Genomic DNA, 17,812 nt, shown 5'->3' on the forward strand with positions numbered 1-17,812 from the left:
ATTAATGGGAACACTTATGATAAGGATATTAGAAAGTGGATTAGAAAAAGCGAAGGCAACACGGAATATGGCACTGACGAACTTTGCATATGGTATTGAAAAAGACTGGGAGGCAGTACAGGCAGCTATTGATATCCCCTTTAATAACGGATTACTGGAGGGGACAGTGAATAAAATTAAAGCGGTAAAAAGGCAGATGTACAATAGGGCAGGAAGTAAACTACTGAGAGCCAAGATTCTTTATTCACAATAGAAGAAGTACCACCAAATTTGACGAAGAACCAAATTTATAGGTTCTTAATCAAATTCCGTGCTAGTAAAGCTCATTGAAAGGCCGATGGATAAAGGGATATCGGCATATTAGAAATAGCAAATAAATTATCCAAACTATATGCATCTTAAAGTACTCCGGAATAGCCATGAATAAGGTAATTGAACATAAATAAGTAGCACGGAATTTGATTAAGAACCCCCGATTTGGTTCTTCTTCAAATTCCGTGCTAGTAAAGCTCATTGAAAGGTTGATGGATAAAGGGATATCAGCATATTAGAAATAGCAAATAAATTATCCAAGCTATATGCATCTTAAAGTACCCCGGAATAGCCATGAATAAGGTTATTGAACATAAATAAGTAGCACGGAATTTGATTAAGAACCAATTTATATGTAGACCTAATATCTGTCTTTCCAATAGTACACATCTTTACAAAAATAGAGGGGAACTCCTGGATGAATCCATTTGTTCCCCTCGAGGGTATTGCTAGCCTTTACCTCTTATATTTTCAAAGGCAAGTAGCAACATCTAAATGTTACGTTTTCGACTTTGCAGTCGTTCGGGTGTCGCTCCATCCGAATTGACTTGCCTTTGTGGTTATTATTAACTTGTTGTTTTACATCTACCGCAAATTTATAGGCACAAAAAAAGCGGAGAGCATTTGCCTATCCGCCAGAGAGGGAGTCCAAGCCCTAAACACACAAACAGGAAACACTCCCCGCATATTGCAAGGAGCATTTATCTGCTTCTCTGTGTGTTTGGAATTTTTGGACTTTTCACTGGCACAGAAATCAGCTAAACGCTTTTTTTTCTTAAAACAAACAATACAGTCGCGCTACGACTGATTGTGCAAAGATAACAATTAATTAAGTTATACAGTCTTTCATCCTATGTTTTTTTCTCTGTGCAGAGTGTTTTTGTTCTATGTTCCATAAAATCGTTTGAAATAGTCTGGTTCCCTTGCTATGACTATATCTCATAAGATTCATATCGTTTATTTTATATATTTTCACTAAACCTCTCGGAGTTATGCGAATTATTGTTATTTTTGCCTCACATAATTTCTAAACAATAATTAAATTATTTATTCGTATGAAAAAGGCCTTGTTATTGTTCGCTCTAGTAGCGATAAGCGTAGTGAGTATCAATGCTCAAGACAACCTGAAATGGGGTGTGATGGCAGGTATGAATGTTAGTAAATACACCATTACAGGTTTTGACAGCAGGATAGGTTTTCACGCAGGAGTTAAAGCAGAAGTGGGATTGTCGCAGGATGCGAATGGTAGTGGTGCCTATATGGATTTCGCTGCATTGTTGACATTGAAAGGTGCTAAAGTTGATGGCGGATCACTTGCAAGCATAACATTTAATCCATACTATCTGGAAGTACCAGTACGTGTAGGATATAAATATGCAGTGAATGATGATTTCTCATTATTTGGTAGTGTAGGTCCTTATATTGCTGTCGGACTGTTTGGAAAAGCAAAAGCGAAAGTGGACGGTGATTATTTTGATTTTGATGAAATAGGAGGCAATTCAGCATCCGAAGATATATTTGGCGACGATGGTCTGAAACGATTCGACCTCGGTCTTGGACTGAAAGCCGGAGTTGAGTTCAGTAAGAAATATCAGGTTGCCATAAGCTATGATTTCGGACTTGTTGAGGTAATCAAAGAAGTAGGAATGAAGAACAGAAACCTGATGATCTCATTGGGATATATGTTCTAAAACCGATTTTGCAACTTTGTTGCATAAATCATTTGCTACCTTTGCATCAACTAAATGATGAATGTTATGGGACATTGTAGTTGTGGCGCTCATTCATGCGCAGCAGAAAAAAAGGTTGATGCAAAGGTTTCGAACTTCCATGAATATGGGAAAGTGATATTCTCTCTCCTGCTGCTGGCAGGTGGAATAATAATGAATGCTCTCGATTTAGCATTCTTCCGTGAAGGATATGTTTCTTTGATATGGTATATCGTAGCCTATCTTCCGGTAGGAATTCCGGTGATGAAAGAAGCCTGGGAAAGCATCAGGGAAAAAGACTATTTCAGTGAGTTTACTCTAATGATTATTGCTACTCTGGGGGCTTTCTATATTGGTGAATATCCGGAAGGCGTAGCCGTGATGCTATTTTATACAGTAGGAGAACTGTTTCAGGGTAAAGCGGTAGATAAAGCCAAACGTAATATCGGAGCCTTATTAGACGTAAGACCCGAAAAAGCACTGGTACTTAGAGAGGGTAATCTTGTTACTGAAAGTCCTAAAAAGATAAAAGTCGGTGAAATCATAGAAATAAAGGCAGGTGAGCGAGTGTCATTGGATGGAATCATGCAGAATGAAGTTGCCGCCTTTAATACAGCTGCATTAACGGGCGAAAGCGTGCCTCGTAATATTCGGAAAGGGGAGGAAGTGCTTGCCGGAATGATTGTAACCGACAAGGTAATCCGACTTGAAGTGACGAGACCTTTTGACAAGAGCGCACTCGCCCGAATATTGGAACTTGTTCAGAATGCCGCCGAACGCAAAGCCCCGGCAGAATTGTTTATTCGCAAGTTTGCCCGTGTTTACACACCGATTGTTATCATACTGGCCGTATTAATTGTATTATCTCCATTTGTCTATTCACTTATCAATCCTGCATTTGTATTCACATTTAATGATTGGTTATACAGAGCTTTGGTCTTTTTGGTGATTTCATGTCCATGCGCATTGGTGGTTAGTATTCCATTAGGCTATTTTGGTGGTATCGGAGCGGCATCCCGATTGGGTATTTTATTCAAGGGCGGTAATTATCTGGACGCTATCACTAAGATCAATACGGTGGTATTCGATAAAACAGGAACCCTGACAAAAGGAACCTTTGACGTGCAGGCCTGTAAAAGTGCAGGCGATATTTCGGAAGAAGAATTAGTGAAACTGATTGCTTCGGTAGAAAGTGATAGCACACATCCGATTGCCAAGGCTGTTGTAAACTACGCAAAAGAACAAAACATAGAACGCGTAACCGTTACCGATACGAAAGAATATGCCGGCTTCGGATTGGAAGCAACGGTAGGCGGAATACCGGTTCTGGTTGGTAATTGCCGGTTACTGTCCAAGTTTGATATATCCTTTCCGCAAGAATTGTTGAAGATGACAGATACCATTGTAGCCTGTGCTGTTGGAAACCGTTATGCCGGTTATCTGTTGTTGGCTGATGCCTTGAAAGAAGACGCAAAGGTAGCTATTGATCGCTTAAAAGCTTTAAATATTGAAAACATACAGATATTATCCGGTGATAAACAGAGTATTGTTACTAACTTTGCGGAGAAGCTCGGCATATCGAAAGCCTATGGCGACTTGCTGCCGGAAGGGAAAGTGAAACACCTAGAAGAATTGCGTCAGGATGAGGCAAACCGGATTGCATTTGTCGGCGATGGAATGAATGACGCACCGGTGCTTGCTTTGAGTCATGTCGGTATTGCTATGGGAGGATTGGGCAGTGATGCAGCCATTGAAACAGCCGATGTCGTGATACAGACAGATCAGCCGTCGAAAGTAGCCGAAGCTATCAAAGTAGGAAAGTTGACACGAAGAATCATTTGGCAGAATGTATCACTGGCATTTGGAGTGAAATTGCTTGTATTGATTTTGGGAGCCGGTGGAATCGCTACTCTTTGGGAAGCTGTCTTCGCAGACGTAGGCGTTGCGTTGCTTGCTATTATGAACGCCGTCAGAATACAGAAAATGATAAAATAGGAGAAAGATGGAAGAAGATATTTATTTGGATAAGCTGGTCAGAAGAGACATTAAGCCAACTGCAATAAGGCTCTTGGTGATAAAAGAGATGATGCAGGCAGAGCGTGCAGTGTCATTGCTTGACCTCGAAACATTGCTCGACACAGTTGATAAATCGACCATATCCCGTACCATCGCTCTCTTCTTGTCTCATCACCTCATACATAGCATAGACGATGGAAGCGGCTCGTTGAAGTATGCCGTTTGCGACAACTCTTGCAATTGTGTGGTACAGGATTTACATTCGCATTTTTATTGTGAGAAATGTCATCGTACATTCTGCCTGGAAGGTACCCATATCCCGGTGATTGATTTGCCTGAAGGATTTACTTTGCATAGCATTAATTATGTCCTTAAAGGGATTTGTCAGGAATGTTCTTCCGTGGGAATGACATTGGCAATGAAATAAAAAAGGCCGAAACCCGGAACGATAAAAAGATCGTCAGGTTTCGGCCTTCTGCTTTCGCTAATATTGTTTGATTAGTCAATATTGGGATTCAAAGCATGCCAGTCCTTGATGGCTGGGATGATTCCCATTTCAATCACTTCGTCACGAAGTTTACATAAGTGTTCGTAGCTCTTTTCTAATTCTTCCTGTTCGGCAGGAGTTCCGGCTATTTCTTTATAAGTAACGCTGTCTTTAGTAATTGAAGTTTCCATCGCCATCATGATATGGTCGAATTTGCCATTGGAAACATACGTTCCGGCAGGCCAGCGGAATGGCTGTCCGCCCATAGCAGCAGCAATCATTTCGATAGACAGATAAGCCGGGCTTTGGAAAGAAGAACGGCCGCGCAGGTCGATGATATGTTTTCCACCCTGGATGACACGTACTTTCAGTGCTTCCCATTCCGTCAACGGAAGGCGGGTAGTACCGATGAAATCGGTCAGGGGTTCTCCTTTTATTTTGGTGGTAGATGCAAATACAGCCATTTGTTCTCCATGACCGCCATACGTACGACAATTCTGAATGTCGGAAGCGGGGATATGGAAGTATTTCACCAGTTCGTTTTGCAGGCGGGTGCTATCCAACGCAGCCAATGTAGAAACTTGTGAAGGTTTCAAACCTGAATACAACAAAGTAATCAAGCCGGTGATGTCTGCAGGATTAAAGATGACAACGATATGTTTTACGTTCGGGCAATATTGACGAACGTCTTTTCCGAATTGAGCGGCAATCTCTGCATTTCCTTTCAACAGATCTTCGCGGGTCATACCTGCCTTACGGGCTGCTCCACCGGAAGAAACAATATAAGAAGCTCCGGTCAGCGCTTCTTTGATGTCGGAAGTATAGGTAAGGTTGACACCTTCAAAACCGCAATGATACAGTTCTTCAGCTACTCCTTCCAAAGCTGGTGCGAATGGATCATAGAGACAAATATTCGGAGTGAGTTTCATCATCATGGCTGTTTGTGCCATGTTGGAGCCGATCATTCCGGCAGCTCCCACAATCGTAAGTTTCTCGTTGGTTAGAAATTCCATAATTTTATATGTTTAAAAAGGTGAATAATTTACTCTTTCTTTTTGTCGCTACAAAGTTAACATATTAGAACGCAGATTGTTCATTGCAAATAGTTTTTCTCGATAACGAAAAGTTATAGCTGACAGATTGAGGGATCTATTCAAAATAGATTATCTTTGCTGCTTATATAATATAATAGATAAGAATATGAGCATCGAATTAGGAAAGTTCAACCAGCTTGAAGTCGTGAAGGAAGTCGATTTCGGCGTATATCTCGATGGTGGGGAAGAAGGTGAGATTTTGTTGCCTACCCGCTATGTGCCCGAGGATTGTAAGATAGGAGATTTTTTGAATGTGTTTCTTTACCTGGATATGGATGAGAGGCTGATTGCTACGACACTGACCCCGTTAGTGCAGGTCGGACAGTTTGCTTGTCTGGAAGTCTCCTGGGTAAATCAATACGGAGCTTTCCTGAACTGGGGATTGATGAAAGACCTATTTGTGCCGTTCCGTGAGCAGAAGATGAAAATGCAGGTTGGACGGAAATACGTGGTTCATGCACATGTGGATGAAGAGAGTTACCGTATTGTGGCTTCAGCAAAAGTGGAACGTTATCTGTCGAAAGAAAAGCCGGAATATGCTCCGGGAGCAGAGGTGAATATTCTTATCTGGCAGAAGACGGACTTAGGCTTTAAGGCAATTATAGATGATATGTATAGCGGTTTGTTGTATGAAAATGAAATATTCTGTCCGTTGGAGACAGGGATGGAAATGAAAGCTTTTGTGAAACAGGTGCGTGAAGATGGTAAAGTAGATTTGATTCTTCAGAAACCCGGTTTTGAAAAGATTGACGATTTTTCGAAAACGCTGCTAGACTATATCAAAGAGCACGGGGGACGAATTAACTTGAATGATAAAAGTCCTGCGGAAGATATCTACGATACGTTTGGTGTCAGCAAGAAAACCTTTAAGAAAGGAGTGGGCGACTTGTATAAGAAACGTCTGATTACCTTGCACGAGGATGGCATTGTTTTGGCGGATTCCTAAACAGAATAGGGATTTCCCTACATACGAATAGAGAGAATCATTGGGGTGGGGAGTTTCCTCACCCTATTTTTGTGGTATCAGATTAAAGATATAAATAATAAAAACGAGATAAGTTATGCGTAAGATTATAATAAGTTTCTGCATCCTGTTCGCTGCCCTTTCCTTACAAGCGCAGTCTGTTAACGGAATCCGTATCGACGGTGGGAACACTCCGATACTTGTTTACTTGGGAGGAAACCAAATCAGTTTGCCTACTACTACCTGCTTTATAGCCAATTTGAATCCCGGACATTATACTGTTGAAGTATATGCCACCCGCTTTACCCGTCCGGGAGAGCGAGTATGGAAAGGAGAAAAATTGTATAAAGACTATGTTTATTTCGATGGTAGGGGAGTGAAAGAGATATGGGTAGACGGACGTGATAACATGCATCCGGAAAGACCCGACCGCCCCGGACAGGGGGGACATCGTCCGGGACAAGGAGAACACCGCCCGGGATATGGTTACAACAGGGTCATGAACGATCAGCTCTTTCAAACGTTTTATAATGAGATGAAGAAGGAGCCTTTTAAAGATGATCGTATAAAGTTGCTTAATGCTGCATTGGCCGGTTCTGATTTTACATCTGCCCAATGTCTCCAACTGACCAAACTTTATACATTTGACGATGACCGGATGGAAATTATGAAGATAATGTATCCCCGCATTGTAGATAAAGAAGCTTTCTTTACAGTGATTAATACCCTGACATTTACTTCCAGCAAGGACAAGATGAATGATTTTGTGATAGGGTATGGTCGGCGTTGATACTATTAACTGTACGGTTATAGAGATATGTTACGCATGTTTATTGAGGAATATTATCGGAATAATAAATGATAGGAGATTGAATTATGAAACGAATACTTTTTTTACTCTTTGCGGTCGGTCTGACTGCCAATATGACCGTAATGGCTGGAATGAGCACCAGCAAGGTACGTAAGGAGACACGTTTTCTTACCGATAAGATGGCGTATGAATTGAGTTTGAGTACACAGCAATATAATGATGCGTATGAGATTAATTACGACTTTATTTATTCTGTCCGTAATATAATGGATTACGTAGCACGTGGTTACGAATGGGCATTGGATGATTATTATGAAGCTTTGGATATCCGTAACGACGATCTTCGCTGGGTATTGAGTGATGCGCAGTATCGTCGGTTTCTCGGTGCCGAGTATTTCTATCGGCCGATTTATGTAACCGGAGGGAAATGGAGTTTCAGGGTTTACATCAATTACCCGAACCGTAGCTTGTTCTATTTTGGTGTGCCTTATCATTACCGTACTTATTGTGGAGCGCATTATCGTCCACACTTTCACCATACAAGCTACTATCGGGGAAGATATACTAATTTCAACCATTACTCTGCACCGCACCGGGTGAGAGATCAGAGAGTATATCACTCTTATCGTCGTTCGGACTTTGGTTCTGTCCGGTTCCGTCCGAATACTTCCACTCGTCCGCATAATGCACCGACACGTCCGGGTAATTCTTCCCGTCCGGGTTCATCAACAACACGTCCCGGAACGTCTCGTCCAAGCACATCTACTCGTCCTGATACGTCTCGTCCCGGAACGACAACGCGACCTGGTACGTCGACTCGTCCCCGTCCGGAAACAAGTTCCGGTTCTTCAAGCTCTAATCGCAGACCGACAAGCGGAAGTTCGACAAGTAGCGGTTCCAACCGTGAAAGTGGAAAGACAAGTCGCAGCTCAAGGGAAAGTTCAAGTAGGCGAAACGATAGTAGTGGTTCCTATAATAGAAATAACAGTTCTGATAGAAACAATAGTTCTTCCAGTCGTGGTAGCTCCGGTCGTGGCAGTTCTAGTTCCAATCGTGGCAGTTCTAGCTCCAGTCGTAGTTCTTCCAGTCGCAGTAGTGAAAATACTACCAGCCGTAGCAGTAGTACTACCTCTAGCCGTAGTAGCGGTAGTTCGAGTTCTACTCGAAGCAGCGGTAGCTCTACCCGGAGCAATGTTTCCAGCGGACAAACAGAAAGACGCTCTTCTTCCGGAAGTACGAGAAGTAATAGCACTCAAAGCTCTTCCCGTTCTTCTGAAAGAAACAGCAGTTCAAGAAGATAACCTATTCCTTTATTATTTATATCAATCTCATTGCTCCTCAGCGGTAGGAGAACTAGACTTCGGTTTTTCACCGGCTAGACTATTCCGGGCGTCGCCCGTAACTTGGATATCGGGGCGGATACTATCCGCCTCGATTTCACTTATTACTCCTTTCTGTGCAAGACGTTTTGCAATCAGCTTGTAGTAACCTTCCATATTCTCCTTTAATTGTCCGTCTTCTGCAAAAGAACTGCGGAAATGCTTGGGTTTCGGGATAATGGAAGCTAGGAAAATACTTTCTTCCGTGGTCAGTTGCGAAGGGCGTTTCTTGAAATAATAAGCAGACGCTTCCTGAATACCATAAACGAGCGGTCCCCATTCTACAATATTCAGATATACTTCGTACATACGTTCTTTGGAAGTTAGTCTTTCATTCTCTATCAGCCACACAATCAATGCTTCTTCCAGTTTACGCGCAAAGTTCTTGTTACGGTTCAGGAATACATTCTTTACCAGTTGCATGGTGATCGTACTTCCTCCGCGTGCAAAGCGTTTCACTTGCAGGTCGTAAATCAGTGCTTCCCGTAAGGCATCGGGCAGGAAACCGCGATGATAAAAGAATGCTCCATCTTCGCTTTGCATGACAGACATTCTTAGAATGGGGGAAATGCTGTCTAAGGGTGTAAAGTGATTGCATGAAGGGCCGATAGGGAAGGTTCGTACCGGCACTCCATTCTCATAAGCTGTGTAAATGAACTCACCGGACATTTTGGAGAGTGAAGTAGCTCCATAGCTTATGATATGGAAATCTTTTTCTTTCAATTCAGATTCCAGTTTGAGACTATCCAGTTGCGCAAAATCAATGTCTAACAGAAAATGATAAGCCAGCTCACCACTTGTCTTGATGCCTTCCAGATTACTGAATAATCCTTTCGGCAGAGAACTGAACAGATCGTCTGCCGGAAACCAGGATTTGTTGACTGCTGCAGTGAAATGCCAGTTTCCCTTCTCCTTCTCGGCCCGTAAATAAGGATGAAACTGGAGTTTGTTGAAGTCAACAATGGTGGTGCTGTCCAATTCAAATGAGTGTCCGTTTATATTCATCTCGTAACAGAGTTGTCCGCGATCGAGATGAATGATTTCAGGAGAGAGGGCTTTATGAAATACGTCCAGTCCGTTCACTCTTGCTTTTCCTTTGAGGAGCAGTTGGGCGGTCGCACGTTTATCTTTAGTCATGCTATAAGATAATGTGTCGAAAGTGACTTCTGCTCCAAAACGGCGGGTAATATAAGGTAGTGAGATTTTCTTTTTCTCCGGAGCAAAGAGAGCTGCTTTTAATGTATAGTCTCTTCTGTTCAGTTCACCCGATGCTTGCCATTGTTGTTGAGGCAGTGTATCTTCTTTTATCTGAATGGTTGATTGAAAATGATTATCCTTAATAACAAAGGAGGGGATGTTGACTGCAACGAAGTTACTATCTTTGCGTTCGGCTATTTTTATTTGGTTGAGTTGGCCGTTTTCGGGCAGAAAGCCGTAAATGAGGTTCAATACCCGGTCGATGCGGTTGGCATAGTTGCTCTCTATGGCAGGCTTTGACTCTGTCTCTTGTTGTCGTTTAAGGAACAGGAAGTCATAGTTGGCTAGGGAATCATATTTGATAAAGTTTATTGCCAGCCCATCCATATGGACATTGCGTACTTCGACTTCTCCTTTTAGTAACTTCCAAAAACTTAGTTTTACGTTGACAGATTGCAATGTCAGCAGGGTATCCCGTTGGTTGGGAATAATAGAAAGTCCTTGTAAAACCACCTTATTGCAGCCTTCCATTTGTAACTTCTGATAATGAATCTGCAGTCCGTATGCCTGTTCGATACGTGTAGTCCGTTTGTCAACGATATGGCATAAAATAATATTGCGGGATATAAAGAGACAAATGAGCCCGGTAAGCAAGATACCGGTAGCGGATAGAATAATAATTCTTTTTTTGCTGGACGTTTCCATCTTCTTTTTCTTGATATGATAATCGTTGCAAAGGTAGATAATAATTTGGGCAACAAGCGGAGTATTTTCCCATTTTTAGAGTTATATTCATCAGTAGAGAGAAGAAAATACAAAAAAAAGGCGCTTTATTTGCAATATTAATCTTTTGTTAAGGTCTGTATTAATCTTTTCGTTTACTCGTTAATGTTACTTTTACGCTCAAAACCAATACTTTTGAAATTATGATGCGAATGAACAAACCGATGACTACTGCAATGTTTTGCATGGCATTATTGCTTGGAGGACTCTCATCTTGTACCACTAATGATGTGGAAGATATACAGGGAGGTGGTGAGCAAGACCTTTATGAAATTAAAGATCGTGCGTTGGGAGAATACCTTGTTTATAACTGTAGCCGTACAGACGAAAACAAGCTTCCTTATGAAATGGCTGTTGCGGAAAATGGCAAATTCTACCTGAACACCCAAAAGGCTGCTACCGTAGAAAATCTCTATCTGGTAAAAAACGATGCGCAGATAGCTAAACTGGAGAATGCGGGATTGGCTACAGCTGCAGTGAAGATTGTAGATATGGACGGTTTGCAGTTCTTTACCGCTCTAAAGACATTGAAGATTACTTCCAATTCGGTGGAGCGTATGGATCTGACTGCATTGACCGAGCTGGAAACGGTTGAGATGAATAATAACTCTGTTGCAGCACTGGACTTGTCGCAGAATACAAAACTTATTCGCTTTCGCTATGGTGGAAATTCGGCCGGTGATACATCTACCAAACTTTCTACAATTAGCTTTGCAAATAATAATGTGATAGAACATATTTATTTAAAGAACCAAAATCTTCAGGAGAATGGCTTTATTCTTCCTTCAAACTATGCAGCATTGAAAGAACTTGATTTGAGCAATAACCCGGCTGCTCCTTTTGCTATTCCGGAGGATTTAATGACCCAGTTGACTACTGCTGTCGGAGTGGTGGCTGATTCCGAAGGTGGAGGAGGTGAAGACGGTGAATTGTTCACAATCCCGGATAAGGCTTTTGGAGAGTATCTTTATTATCTTTCAACAGATGCTGGTAAATTGCCACAAGGGCTGGTTGTGAAAGAGGGCAATGAATATCAGTTGGATAAGACGATGGCGGCTACTGTTACGGCGGTAAATGTAGCGAAAACATCAGCCGCTACCAGTGAGTTGGTTACAGCCGGTCTTGAAACGGCAGAGACCCCTATAGCTTCTGTAGATGGCTTGCAGTTCTTTACAGGACTGGTTGAATTTACTGCCACCTCAAATAAGTTTACCGAGGCACTTCCGCTTACTGGACTTAGTAATTTAGAGGTCCTACAAGTGAATACGGCAGGAGTCGGTTCATTGGATTTGAGTGGTAACCCTAAGTTGCGTATTTTGAATTGTAATGGTAGTACGAAAAGTGGATATGGTACGCTTTCGACCATTAATCTCTCATATACCCCCAATCTGGAAACTCTTAATCTGAAAAATAATAAATTGACAGAAATCAATGTTTCGAATCTGGTTAAATTGACAGAACTCGACTTAAGTGGCAATCCTGGTGCAAACTTCAAGATTCCGAGCGCAATATTTAATAATTTGACTACTACTAAAAACAAAGGTGTAGAAGCAGAATAATTCAAATAAAGAATACTATGATGATATATATAGGTGCATTTATAGCCTTACAGGTAATTGTATTGGTAGCTTATTGGCTAATGAAAAAGAATAACCCGCAAGGAGTATTGATGGTAGCCGGGATTTTGATGTTAGCACTTAGCATGTTGCTTGGTATGCATTCGCTAAGTCTGACCGAAACAACGGGGACGCCGGTTTTCGACCTCTTTCGGATTATAAAAGAAACTTTTTCATCGAACATGCTTCGTGTTGGTTTGATGATTATGACTATTGGAGGTTATGTAGCTTACATGAAAAAGATCAAGGCTAGTGATGCATTGGTATATGTGTCTATGCAACCGCTGGCTATTTTCAAGAAGTTTCCCTATATCGCTGCTTCCATTGTAATCCCTATCGGACAGATGCTTTTCATTTGTACACCGAGCGCAACAGGACTTGGTTTGTTGCTGGTTGCTTCTATCTTTCCTATTTTGGTAGGTTTGGGAGTGAGTCGTCTGACGGCAGTATCGGTTATTTCTGCCTGCACTATTTTTGATATGGGTCCCGGTTCGGCCAATACCGCCCGGGCGGCGGAACTTGTCGGTCAAAATAATATGCTGTACTTTGTTGAACACCAGCTTCCGCTGGCCATTCCGCTTACTATTTTGCTAATGATTGTTTACTATCTCACCAATCGTTATTTTGACCGCAAGGATCGCCAGTCAGGACGTACGCAACCAGAAATGATGGATACAAAAGATTTCAAGGTGGATATTCCATTGATTTATGCGATTCTGCCAGTGTTGCCGTTATTCCTGTTAATCATCTTTTCGAAATATGTACACCTGTTCGACCCTCCGATTGAATTGGATACCACTACGGCTATGTTTGTCTCTCTGGCAGTTTCCATGTTGTTTGAGTTGATACGTCTTCGTTCTTTTAAAGCTGTTTTTATGACTATGAAATCATTCTGGGAAGGGATGGGTAAGGTATTTACCAATGTGGTGACACTGATTGTTGCGGCAGAAATCTTCTCTAAGGGGTTAATTAGCCTTGGCTTTATTGATGCGTTGGTTGAAGGATGTACCAGTCTGGGATTCTCTGGCATTTTGGTTTCGATTGTCATTATCCTGATTCTTTTCCTGGCTGCTATCCTGATGGGAAGTGGAAATGCTTCGTTCTTCTCGTTTGGTCCGCTGGTTCCGTCAATTGCTACCAAAGTCGGTATGACTCCCGTAGATATGATATTACCTATGCAATTAGCATCGAGCATGGGACGGGCGGCATCACCTATTGCCGGTGTCATTATTGCTATCTCGGAGATTGCCGGCGTGTCGGCTACCGATTTGGCCAAACGCAATATCATTCCGCTGACAATTACACTGATTGTAATGATAGTTATTCACTTTTTTATCTAACAAGTAATACTGATTATGATGTTCAAACTGATTCAAAATATACATCTTTATGCTCCTGAAGACAGGGGGATGAACGACCTGCTTATTTGTGGTGAAAAGATTGCTTGTATCGCACCCCATATCGATATTCGGGGATTAGAGGTGGAAGTGATCGATGGGGCAGGCATGAATGCTGCTCCCGGCTGTATAGACCAGCACGTACATATCATTGGCGGAGGCGGACAAACCGGCTACTTTTCTTTGGCCCCTGAAGTACCGTTAAGCCGTTTACTGGCTTGTGGAACGACTACGGTAGTCGGACTGTTGGGAACCGATGGTTTCGTGAAACAATTACCGGCACTGTATGCCAAAACGAAAGCACTGTGCATGGACGGTATATCCGCTTATATGCTTACCGGTTACTATGGCCTGCCCACTCCCACATTGACAGATAGCATTGCCAACGATTTGATTTTCATTGATAAAGTGATTGGCTGTAAGATAGCAATCAGTGACGACCGTAGTTCCTATCCTACTAAAACCGAATTGATGCGTATCATTCAGCAAGTACGCTTGGGAGGTTTTACTTCTGCCAAAGGCGGAGTGATGCATGTGCATTTGGGAGCTTTGCCCGGAGGAATTGAGCTATTGTTAGAGATAGCACGGGAGTATCCTTCATTAATCAGCTATATTTCTCCTACTCACATGGGACGTACACACGATTTATTCTTGCAAGGAATTGAATTTGCCCGTATGGGGGGAATGATTGATATTTCCACAGGAGGAACAAAATATTGTGAACCTTATGAAAGTGTACTGGAGGGATTGAATGCCGGAGTATCTATTGACCGTATGACTTTCTCATCGGATGGTAATGCCGGCGTACGTCGTAAGGATCCGATAACCGGTGAGGATAGTTATACTGTGGCGCCGTTACATCGAAACCTAGAGCAAGTGATCCGGCTGATTGTGGACGGAGGCATTGCTCCTTCGGATGCTTTCCGCCTGATAACTTCCAACCCTGCCCGTACAATGAAGCTGAAAGGAAAAGGAGAACTTCGGGAAGGATGGGATGCGGATATAACGCTGTTTGATGACAATTGGAAACTGCAAGGTGTCTATGCCCGTGGTGCGGAAATGATGCACGAAGGTGTCGTGATGCGTAAGGGAAATTTTGAAATGTAATACTAAAACAACATGGATATGAAAAAATATCTATTATTCCTGATAGGGCTATTCTTGCTCCTTCCGGTAATGGCACAGACAGACGAAGGTAGTGATGACGCCGAAATAGTGGAAGCCAGCGATGAAAGTTTATCAGATATCGACAATAAAGTAGTCCTCCATCGCTATAAAATGGGGGATGGCTTAAGATTCACAACACAAGGCGGCAATAAACTGACGGTCAGCGGGATGGTACAAACATCGGTAGAAAGCCGTCGCTTTGAAGATGTGGATCAGATGTACAACCGTTTTCGTGTGCGTCGTGCCCGTGTACGTTTTGATGGAAGTGTCTATCACGATAAATTGCGTTTCCGGTTGGGACTCGACTTGGTGAAAGGTAGTGAGACGGATGATGACTCCGGGTCGTTATTGATGGATGCCTATGCTGCCTATCGCCCTTGGGGCTCTAAACTTGTCATTTCGTTTGGGCAGCGTTCCACTCCTACGGATAACTATGAATTGCAGATGAGTTCTCACACGTTACAGTTTGGTGAACGTAGTAAAATAACTTCTGCATTTAGCACGATTCGTGAATTGGGTGTTTTTGCCGAAAGTTCTTTCCGGCTAGGCAGCAAAGGACTTTTACGTCCTTCCATTGCTATCACCGATGGTTCCGGTCCGATCTCGGAAGGAAAGCGTTATGGTGGATTGAAGTATGGCGGCCGGTTGAATTACCTTCCTTTTGGAGCTTTCCGTTCGATGGGAGGAAGCAGAGAAGGGGATATGGCTTACGAACTGACTCCGAAGTTGAGTGTCGGTGTTGCATATAGCTATGCGGACGGTACATCCGACCGTCGTGGCGGGCGCAGTAACGGAGATATTCTTTATATGAATGACCGTGATGAAATAGATCTTCCCGATTATGCTAAACTGGTGGCGGACTTTGCTTTTAAGTATCGCGGATTTTCGATGTTGGGCGAATATGCAAAGACATGGGGATATGTTCCTTCTTCTATAACGAAACGGGTACGAAACGACGGTTCCACCGCTACCACCTTTGACGTGAACGGAGAACAGAATGTAGAAGCTTACATCAAAAACCGAATGATGTTGGGACAAGGATTTAATATCCAGGCAGGATATATGCTCCGTAGTCTTTGGAGTTTTGATTTGCGCTATACATACCTTAAGCCTGATGAATATTCGTATATGAATAATAATCTGTATTTCAACAGGCATAACTTTTATGATTTCAGTGTCTCCAAATATCTGACACGCAATTATGCTGCCAAGATACAATTGACTGTCGGACTGGCTCGTAGCAATGGTGAAAACCGTACTCCTGATAGTACATACACCTATAATGGCAATGAGTGGATAGGTAACCTATTGTTCCAATTTAAATTCTGATGAAGCTATGAAACGAATATTATTAATACTCTGTCTTTTATTGTCCGGTCTTCCATTCTATGCTCAACAGACTGGAAAGGTGACGGCGAAGTTTTTCCCGGATCCGCAGGTCGATATTGATACCCCGGCATTTGCCAAGAAACACGGCTTCACCACATATCGTGAGATGATGACGTTCTTACATGACCTGGCTACTACGTATCCGGAACGAGTGAAACTTCAAATTGTTGGTCGCACCCAGCGTGGACGTGAAATACCCATGATAAAAGTGAGCAAGGGAGGAAATGATAAATTACGTGTCCTCTATACAGGGTGTGTGCATGGAAATGAACCTGCTGGCACCGAAGGTCTTCTGTATTTTATGAAACAACTGACTTGTGACTCTCAACTGTCTGCTCTGCTTGATAAAATGGACTTCTATATTATGCCTTCGGTAAATATTGACGGAAGCGAACAGGGAGAACGGGTCACTGCTAATGGTATAGACCTGAACCGTGATCAGACGCTTTTGTCAACTCCGGAAGCACGTACCTTACAACGGGTTGCTTTGACAGTCAAACCTCATTTGTTTATTGACTTCCATGAGTATAAACCACTCCGCGCTTCTTATGAAGAAGTGACCGACGGACTGCTGGTTACCAACCCTAACGACTTTATGTTTTTGTGGAGCAGCAACCCGAATGTGTCTCCGGCATTGCGTACTGTTGTAGACGAATTTTATGTGCCTGAAGCCATTCGCATGGCCGATGCGGAAGGGCTGACACATCACACCTATTTCACTACCAAAAGTAATCGTGGAGAAATTATATTCAATATTGGCGGTTTCTCACCCCGTTCTTCCACTAATATCATGGCCTTGCGTGGAGCTATCTCCATGCTGATGGAAGTACGTGGTGTCGGTCTGGGGCGTACCTCCTATAAGCGTAGGGTATATACTGTTTACAAATTGGCAGAGTCATTTGCCCGTACTACTTTTGAACATGAAGGCCAAATACGAAAAGCAGTGGACGAATCCGCTCATTATAATGGTGATGTTGCTGTGACATTCCGTTCAAAGGCCGCTTCCGGTTATCCATTGACCTTTATCGACATGCTTGCCTGTAAAGAGGTGACTGTGCCTGTTGAGGCGCGTATTGCTCCCGAATCGGAGGTCGTATTGACCCGCCAACGTCCTGTTGCCTATTATCTGGATGCGAACCAAAATCGTGCAGTCGAAATATTGCAGCAATATGGAGTTGAACTGGAGCGGCTGGCATCTCCGGAAACGATTGAACTGGAGTGCTATACCGTTACCAAGGCGGTAGAAAGTCATGATTTAGTGGCTGGTATCTTGCCGTTGAACGTGGTAACAAATACCAGTAACCGTACGATTACTCTTCCGGCCGGTAGCTATCGTATTTCCATGTCCCAACCTTTGGCTACCCTTGTGACAGTATTGCTGGAACCGGAATCGGCCAATGGTTTCGTCAACTACCGCGTGATTGATGCTGCAGTAAATAATACGCTGGGCGTCTATCGTAAAATGAAATAGATTAATTAATGACGATAAAT

General features: G+C 42.7%; 14 protein-coding genes. 12 read left to right on the plus strand and 2 right to left on the minus strand.

The window, feature by feature from the left end; all coding sequences use genetic code 11:
* From BSAG_RS18320 to BSAG_RS18305, 4 genes are all read left to right on the plus strand, one after another.
* Positions 1-253, plus strand: a 253-nt coding sequence (locus tag BSAG_RS18320; RefSeq protein ID WP_232287643.1) for a transposase, incomplete at its 5' end; no start/stop codon positions are given.
* A 1,114-nt stretch (positions 254-1,367) separates the two neighbouring features.
* The gene (locus BSAG_RS18315; RefSeq protein ID WP_004314984.1) at positions 1,368-2,003 is read left to right on the plus strand and encodes a porin family protein; all 636 of its coding nucleotides are present in this window, start codon (positions 1,368-1,370) and stop codon (positions 2,001-2,003) included.
* A gap of 66 nt (positions 2,004-2,069) precedes the next feature.
* A complete protein-coding gene (locus tag BSAG_RS18310; RefSeq protein WP_008019914.1) occupies positions 2,070-4,016 on the plus strand; it encodes a heavy metal translocating P-type ATPase in 1,947 nt (648 codons plus the stop codon).
* Positions 4,017-4,023: 7 nt separating this feature from the next.
* Complete coding sequence (locus BSAG_RS18305; RefSeq protein WP_004314986.1) at positions 4,024-4,464, plus strand: Fur family transcriptional regulator; 441 nt, start codon at positions 4,024-4,026, stop codon at positions 4,462-4,464.
* Positions 4,465-4,535: 71 nt separating this feature from the next.
* On the opposite strand, the gene BSAG_RS18300 is transcribed toward BSAG_RS18305, so the two are convergent.
* Positions 4,536-5,537, minus strand: a complete 1,002-nt coding sequence (locus BSAG_RS18300; RefSeq protein WP_004314987.1) for a malate dehydrogenase — start codon at positions 5,535-5,537, stop codon at positions 4,536-4,538.
* 187 nt (positions 5,538-5,724) lie between these two features.
* Between BSAG_RS18300 and BSAG_RS18295 the strand changes: the two genes are divergently transcribed.
* From BSAG_RS18295 to BSAG_RS18285, 3 genes are all read left to right on the plus strand, one after another.
* Positions 5,725-6,564 (plus strand): S1 RNA-binding domain-containing protein, encoded by an 840-nt coding sequence (locus tag BSAG_RS18295; RefSeq protein ID WP_004314988.1) that lies wholly within the window; start codon positions 5,725-5,727, stop codon positions 6,562-6,564.
* A gap of 115 nt (positions 6,565-6,679) precedes the next feature.
* Positions 6,680-7,372 carry a DUF4476 domain-containing protein gene (locus tag BSAG_RS18290; protein WP_004314989.1) on the plus strand — a complete coding sequence of 231 codons (693 nt, stop codon included), beginning with the start codon at positions 6,680-6,682 and terminating at the stop codon, positions 7,370-7,372.
* An 86-nt stretch (positions 7,373-7,458) separates the two neighbouring features.
* A complete protein-coding gene (locus BSAG_RS18285; protein WP_004314990.1) occupies positions 7,459-8,694 on the plus strand; it encodes a hypothetical protein in 1,236 nt (411 codons plus the stop codon).
* 27 nt (positions 8,695-8,721) lie between these two features.
* On the opposite strand, the gene BSAG_RS18280 is transcribed toward BSAG_RS18285, so the two are convergent.
* Complete coding sequence (locus BSAG_RS18280) at positions 8,722-10,674, minus strand: transglycosylase domain-containing protein (RefSeq protein WP_004314991.1); 1,953 nt, start codon at positions 10,672-10,674, stop codon at positions 8,722-8,724.
* Between the two features lie 221 nt (positions 10,675-10,895).
* Here BSAG_RS18280 and BSAG_RS18275 point away from each other — a divergent pair, with 221 nt between their 5' ends.
* Genes BSAG_RS18275 through BSAG_RS18255 form a run of 5 tightly spaced genes read left to right on the plus strand, consistent with a single transcriptional unit; the run spans position 10,896 to position 17,792 of the window.
* Positions 10,896-12,311 carry a leucine-rich repeat domain-containing protein gene (locus tag BSAG_RS18275; protein WP_004314992.1) on the plus strand — a complete coding sequence of 472 codons (1,416 nt, stop codon included), beginning with the start codon at positions 10,896-10,898 and terminating at the stop codon, positions 12,309-12,311.
* Positions 12,312-12,331: 20 nt separating this feature from the next.
* Positions 12,332-13,708: a C4-dicarboxylate transporter DcuC gene (dcuC, locus tag BSAG_RS18270; RefSeq protein WP_008026208.1), complete on the plus strand. Its 1,377-nt coding sequence runs from the start codon at positions 12,332-12,334 to the stop codon at positions 13,706-13,708.
* A gap of 18 nt (positions 13,709-13,726) precedes the next feature.
* A complete protein-coding gene (iadA, locus tag BSAG_RS18265) occupies positions 13,727-14,872 on the plus strand; it encodes a beta-aspartyl-peptidase (protein ID WP_008997369.1) in 1,146 nt (381 codons plus the stop codon).
* Between the two features lie 18 nt (positions 14,873-14,890).
* The gene (locus tag BSAG_RS18260) at positions 14,891-16,261 is read left to right on the plus strand and encodes a hypothetical protein (RefSeq protein WP_004314995.1); all 1,371 of its coding nucleotides are present in this window, start codon (positions 14,891-14,893) and stop codon (positions 16,259-16,261) included.
* Positions 16,262-16,268: 7 nt separating this feature from the next.
* Positions 16,269-17,792, plus strand: coding sequence for a M14 family metallocarboxypeptidase (locus tag BSAG_RS18255; RefSeq protein WP_004314996.1), 1,524 nt, complete (start codon positions 16,269-16,271; stop codon positions 17,790-17,792).
* Positions 17,793-17,812 lie beyond the last annotated feature (20 nt).

Source organism: Bacteroides sp. D1 (genome assembly GCF_000157095.2).
Lineage (GTDB): Bacteria > Bacteroidota > Bacteroidia > Bacteroidales > Bacteroidaceae > Bacteroides > Bacteroides xylanisolvens.

Coding starts and splice junctions, on each gene's coding strand:
- BSAG_RS18275 (WP_004314992.1), top strand. CDS start 10,896: ATGATGCGAATGAACAAACCGATGACTACTGCAATGTTTTGCATGGCA.
- dcuC (WP_008026208.1), top strand. CDS start 12,332: ATGATATATATAGGTGCATTTATAGCCTTACAGGTAATTGTATTGGTA.
- BSAG_RS18315 (WP_004314984.1), top strand. CDS start 1,368: ATGAAAAAGGCCTTGTTATTGTTCGCTCTAGTAGCGATAAGCGTAGTG.
- BSAG_RS18260 (WP_004314995.1), top strand. CDS start 14,891: ATGAAAAAATATCTATTATTCCTGATAGGGCTATTCTTGCTCCTTCCG.
- BSAG_RS18290 (WP_004314989.1), top strand. CDS start 6,680: ATGCGTAAGATTATAATAAGTTTCTGCATCCTGTTCGCTGCCCTTTCC.
- BSAG_RS18280 (WP_004314991.1), bottom strand. CDS start 10,674: ATGGAAACGTCCAGCAAAAAAAGAATTATTATTCTATCCGCTACCGGT.
- iadA (WP_008997369.1), top strand. CDS start 13,727: ATGTTCAAACTGATTCAAAATATACATCTTTATGCTCCTGAAGACAGG.
- BSAG_RS18295 (WP_004314988.1), top strand. CDS start 5,725: ATGAGCATCGAATTAGGAAAGTTCAACCAGCTTGAAGTCGTGAAGGAA.
- BSAG_RS18300 (WP_004314987.1), bottom strand. CDS start 5,537: ATGGAATTTCTAACCAACGAGAAACTTACGATTGTGGGAGCTGCCGGA.
- BSAG_RS18255 (WP_004314996.1), top strand. CDS start 16,269: ATGAAACGAATATTATTAATACTCTGTCTTTTATTGTCCGGTCTTCCA.
- BSAG_RS18305 (WP_004314986.1), top strand. CDS start 4,024: ATGGAAGAAGATATTTATTTGGATAAGCTGGTCAGAAGAGACATTAAG.
- BSAG_RS18285 (WP_004314990.1), top strand. CDS start 7,459: ATGAAACGAATACTTTTTTTACTCTTTGCGGTCGGTCTGACTGCCAAT.
- BSAG_RS18310 (WP_008019914.1), top strand. CDS start 2,070: ATGGGACATTGTAGTTGTGGCGCTCATTCATGCGCAGCAGAAAAAAAG.